At 50.7% G+C, this 5,605-nt stretch carries 3 protein-coding genes; 2 read left to right on the top strand and 1 reads right to left on the bottom strand.

Translation table 11 applies throughout. From position 1 onward, the window contains the following. Positions 1-2,923, top strand: a 2,923-nt coding sequence (gene recB / locus ACQY6Q_RS11395) for an exodeoxyribonuclease V subunit beta (protein WP_427981515.1), incomplete at its 5' end; no start/stop codon positions are given. After that, the gene (recD, locus tag ACQY6Q_RS11390; protein WP_427981513.1) at positions 2,916-4,976 is read left to right on the top strand and encodes an exodeoxyribonuclease V subunit alpha; all 2,061 of its coding nucleotides are present in this window, start codon (positions 2,916-2,918) and stop codon (positions 4,974-4,976) included. The genes recB and recD, both read left to right, overlap by 8 nt. A gap of 6 nt (positions 4,977-4,982) precedes the next feature. On the opposite strand, the gene ACQY6Q_RS11385 is transcribed toward recD, so the two are convergent. Continuing rightward, positions 4,983-5,510 carry an NUDIX hydrolase gene (locus ACQY6Q_RS11385; RefSeq protein WP_427981511.1) on the bottom strand — a complete coding sequence of 176 codons (528 nt, stop codon included), beginning with the start codon at positions 5,508-5,510 and terminating at the stop codon, positions 4,983-4,985. Positions 5,511-5,605 lie beyond the last annotated feature (95 nt).

The raw sequence follows: 5,605 nt of genomic DNA, 5'->3' as shown, positions 1-5,605 counted from the left end.
GATTGCTCAAGCGCCGTTAAATGGCAATAAATTCCGTAAGGCCTCGGTGGCCAAATGGTTAGGCTTAATCGATCAGTTTTCCAATAGCCCCACCGACAGTGACTATCTGGCCAAAGATTTGCTGGAGGCTCTGCAAAAATTTACTCCAGAAAATTTGGCCCAAGGTGTGAAGGCCAAGGCGCAGCCGCCGCAGCATGCCGCTTTTGATGCGATTGAGCAGTTGCTGGACGGCCAGCAAAACATTAAAAGCTTGTTATTGGCTCAGCTCTTGCCGCAGATCCGAGAGCGTTTCGCCCAATTAAAACAGCAGCAACAGCTACTCAGTTTTGATGACTTATTAACGGGCTTGGCGCAAGCCTTGTCCGCGCCTCAGGGGGGCGCCTTAGCTGCGCAAATTACCGACTTATATCCGGTGGCGATGATCGACGAATTTCAAGATACCGATCCTCAGCAATATCAAATATTTTCTACTTTGTACTTAGAGCGCCCCGATACTGCGCTGTTTTTGATTGGCGACCCTAAGCAGGCGATTTACGGTTTTCGCGGCGCTGATATCTTTACCTATATGCAGGCGCGCCAGCGAGTGAGTGCTCGCTACAATTTGCCTACCAACTGGCGCTCTAGTGGCGCCATGGTGGCGGCCTGTAATCATCTGTTTCAGTGGCATGCTCGGCCGTTTATTTTCGACCAAGCAATACAGTTTATTCCGGTGAGTGCCGCCAAGCAGCAGATGAAAGGCTTGCAATTGCGCGGTGAAGTTCAGCCAGCGCTGCAATTTATCTATCAGCAAGATGACAGCTTCGTACGCCTAGAGGATTACCTGAATGGCCAAGCGGGCGAGTGCGCTCAGCAAATTCAACTTTTGCTGGAAGCCGGCGAGCAGGGTGAGGCGACTCTAGGGGATAAAGCCAAGCCGGTACAAGCGGGGGATATCGCGGTATTGGTGCGCACCCGCCGCGAAGGGGATAAGGTGGCCGCGGCCTTAGCCAAGCAAAACATTGCTAGCGTCAGTTTATCCAATCGTGACAGCGTCTTTGCCAGTGGCGAAGCCTATCAATTTTACTTACAGTTATTGGCCTGTCAGGAGCCGCAGAATGACCGTAAGCTGCGGGCAGCGCTAGCCTGTAAGTTATTGGGTTTAAGCTTGGCGGAGTTAGAGCAGCTGAATACCGATGAGCGCTATTGGCAGCGTTATTCCATGGAATACAGCGGCTATCAGAAGTTGTGGCGTAGCCAAGGTGTATTGGCGATGTTTTATGCGTGGATGAGTCAGCGCGGCATTAGCGAGCGATGGCTAAGCCAAGCCGATAATTATGGTGAGCGCTTACTGACTAACCTGATGCATCTCGCGGAATTACTGCAAAATCAAAGCGCCGAGCTAGACGGCGAAGCCGCTTTGATGCGTTGGTTTGCCGAGCAACTACTTGAGCCAGACGGCAATGCCGAAGAGCAACAGCTGCGTTTAGAAAGTGATGCCAACCTGGTACAAATTGTTACCATTCATAAGAGTAAGGGCTTGGAATATCCGATAGTGATGCTGCCTTTTATGGTGGCTCATCGTGAAGCTAGCGAAGCCTTATATCATCAGGATGAACGTTTGGTATTTGACCTAGATGGCAGTGAAGCGGCCATGGAAGCGGCTCGTCAAGAGCGGCTCGCCGAAGATTTACGTTTGTTGTATGTGGCTTTAACTCGAGCCGTTTATTGTTGTTATATCGGCGTGGCCGATTTGAAAAAAGGCAATGCGAAAAAGGGCGATACCGATGTACATCAAAGTGCCTTAGGTTACCTGCTACAAAAAAATCAGCCGCAGCCGGCTGGCGCCTTAGCCAAGATTTTAGGCGACTTGAGTGAGCACCCGGCGATTAGTTGGCGAGCGCTTAGCGAGCACACTTTAGCCCCTTATCAAGCCGCTAACCAAGAGCAGCAAGAGTATAAAGCTCGCAGCTTTGGTGCAGCCTTGCAACGTAATTGGTGGTTAACCAGTTATTCGGCCTTAAGCCGCCAATCAGCTCACCAACAGGGTTTTGATGCCAGCCGAGATATGGCCTGGCTGGATGAAGCCGAAGTAGGCCAAGCGCCGAGTGAAGCGCTGCTCGAGCCGCAAGCGCTGAGCATTTTTGATTTTCCACGCGGCGCGGAAGCGGGCACCTTCTTACACCGGCTATTTGAAGAAATTGATTTTCAAGCTAGCGAGTCGCAAATTCATCAGCGCTTAGCGCCCTTATTACAGGCTTCCAGTTATGCCCAGTTAAACGAGGCCGGAGAATTGCTGTGGCTGCAGCCCTTAACCCAGATGTTTCAGCAAGTTTGTGCTTGCCCGTTAAACGATGGTGGGCGAGTTAGCGAGTATAGCTTGCAGCACTTAAGTGCTCAGCAGTGCTTGGTAGAGATGGAGTTTTTACTGCCAATTAGCCAGCTGGAAGCTGCTCCGCTTAATCGCTTAATTCGCCATTATGATCCGTTGAGTAGACAGGCAAGAGCCTTAGACTTTGCCATGGTGAAGGGGATGTTAAAGGGTTTCATTGATTTGGTATTCCAACATCAAGGGCGCTATTACGTGCTGGACTATAAGTCGAATTATTTAGGTGACCAGGTGGACGATTATCAGCAAGAGGCGATGCGTGAAGCCATGGTAGATCACCGTTATGATTTTCAATACCAGCTCTACAGCCTCGCCTTGCACCGCTGGTTGGGGCAACGCTTGGCAAATTATGATTATGAGCAACATTTTGGTGGCGTGTATTACCTGTTTCTGCGCGGTATGAGTGGCCCACGAGCTGCGGATCCACAGAGTCCGTATGGGGTTTATTTCAGCCGCCCCGAGGCTGAATTTATTGAGGCGCTGGATGGGCTGTTTGCCGGTCAGCTGGAGTGTGAACACTTGTTGGAAAATACCGCTGAGGAGGGGGAGCATGAATAGCCTAAAGCCTAAGGCTAGCCCTAGCTTGGCGTGGTTGGCGCAGCTTAAGCAACGCGGTTTAATTTCTGCCTTGGATTATCACTTTGCCGCCGGTTTTGCTAACAGCGAACAGGCCGAAGCCTTAATGATTGCAGCGGCCTTACTGAGTGCCGAGCTGAATGCCGGTCATATCTGTATCGACATGCCTAGTTTGGCTCGCCGTTGTCAGCAGTGGCCGCTTTGCCCACTGGCGGAGTATCAGCAGGCCGATTATTGGTTAGCGCTGTTGCAGCACTCTGCCGAGGTGCAGCAAGCAGATGCAGAGCCGCAAGCTCCTAAGGGGGCGAGTGCTAAGCCCTTGGTATTGCAATATGGCCGTTTATACCTGCATCGTTATTGGTCTTATGAGCGCCAGATTGCCCTCTATTTTGCGCAAACTCAGCCATTGGAAGTCTATCCTGCGGAGCAGGTGGCGCACTATATTCAACAGCTATTTAACCCCGATTGGCAGAGCCTGCTTTCGCTAAAGCAAAGTTATGCTCCTGCTCAAATCGGTCACTTTGTCCAGCAGTATTTGGATGTGATTGATGCCAACAGCTTGAGTGAGCAAAGTTTGCAGCGCTTGCTCGAGCTTGACCAGCCGCAGAGCTTAGCCGCTTGGGTAGCAGATTTGCCACCGAGTTTGCGAATTAACTGGCAACAGTTGGCGGCGATTCAAGCCTGTTATCAACCACGCTTAGTGATTAGTGGTGGCCCAGGTACCGGTAAAACCACCACCGTGACTCGCTTGCTGGCTTTACTTCAGCAATTACAGTTGGCAGTGAGTAAACCCTTACTGACCATCCGTTTGGTGGCGCCCACCGGCAAGGCGGCGGCGCGTTTAAGTGAATCGATCATTAGCGCGAAGGGGCAATTACATTGTAGTGAGCAGGCGCGCGCCAGTGTTCCTGAGCAGGCATCTACCATACATCGACTGTTAGGCGTCATTCCCGGGCGAGCCGAGTTTCGCCACCATGCCGACAACCCGCTCAACCTAGATATGTTGGTGGTAGACGAGGCGTCGATGATCGACATGCCGCTCATGTTTAAGTTATTGCAGGCCTTGCCTAAACAGGCGCGGCTAATTTTATTGGGCGATAAAGATCAGTTGGCTTCGGTGGAGGCGGGCGCGGTATTGGGTGATTTATGCCGTTTTATCGATCATGGCTACAGTGCCCAGCTGGTGGATATTTTACAGCGAAGCAGTGGCTTTGCCTTAGCCGCCTATACCAGTGACCAGCCCTTGGCGATTGCCGATAAGCTGTGTTTATTACGCAAGAGCTACCGTTTTGCTGCACACTCGGGCATTGGCCAATTGGCACAGGCGGTCAATCAGGGGCGTTCCGAACAAGCCTTACAACTACTTGATGGTGAATACAGCGATCTTCGCCATCAGCCGCTCAATCAGCAATCTTACCAAGGCTTAATTGATGAAGCGGTGCAGGCCTATCGCCCCTACCTCGAGGCTCTTAAGCAAGGCTTAGCCATGGAGCAAGTCTTTGCTTACTTTCATGATTTTCAGTTGTTGTTGGCTTTGCGCCAAGGAGAGCTAGGGGTAAGCGGGCTTAATCAGCGTATTGAAGCGCAATTACATGCACAGGGGCTGATTAATCGACCTTCCCAAGATACTAGCCTTTGGTATGCTGGGCGGCCGGTAATGATTGAACAAAATGATCATGAGCAGCAGTTATATAACGGTGATATTGGGATCTGTGCCGTTGATCAACAAGGTCAGCTGATGGTGGTATTTGAGTCGGCCGATGGCCTGCGTTGGCTCTTACCCAGCCGCTTGCCTGCCCACCAGAGTGTGTATGCGATGACGGTGCACAAGAGCCAGGGTAGCGAGTTTAAACAGGTGGCGATGTTATTGCCGCCGACAGCCCAAGGTTTGGTTAACCGTGAATTATTGTATACCGCGATTACGCGAGCCAAATCGGCGTTTAGCCTTTATGCCGATGCCGACAGTATTACCATGGCCTGTCGTAATAAAACCCAGCGCCGCTCTGGTTTAGTAGAAAGTTTGCAGCAGGCTTAGCGTTAATCAGTCCAGCAAGCCTTGCAATTTGGCGCGGGTATAACAGGCAATGGATTTGCCGTCGTTGATTGTCCCCTCAACGATGGCCTGCTCAAATTGCTGACAACTCATGCTTAGTGTCTCAATAAATTCATCCTCATCGGCTTGGCCTTGCTCGGCTGTTAATTGTTTAGCGACAAATAGGTATTGGATTTCATCACAAAAGCCCGGTGCTGGATAAAGTTTACCTAAGCTATGCCATTCTGCGGCGACTAAATTGACTTCTTCTTGTAGCTCGCGTTTGGCACAGGCCAAGATCCCCTCGGGGGATTGTTCATCGGCTTCAAGGGTGCCTGCGGGCAGCTCTAGTAGCCAGTCTTTAATTGCCGTTCGGTATTGCCGTTCAACAATAATCTGGCCTTGAGTATCTTGCGCTAAAATTATTACAGCCCCTGGGTGGAGTAGCGTAGTTACCGGCAACTGGCGATTATCTGGCAGGGTTTGAGTTTCTTCAACTAGTTCAAATCGATGCCATTGGTAGAGGCGTTGGCGCATGTTAAGGCTTCCTATTGGTATTCGTTTAATGGCTACTGTAACTCAGTGATTTGGCATAGCAAGCCCTGCAAAAATTATAAATAAAATAATCAATT

The sequence above is a fragment of the Agarivorans sp. genome (assembly GCF_050295395.1).
Lineage (GTDB): Bacteria > Pseudomonadota > Gammaproteobacteria > Enterobacterales > Celerinatantimonadaceae > Agarivorans.
Note: the sequence above shows the minus strand (reverse complement) of the source record. Positions and strands in the feature narration are given on the sequence as shown.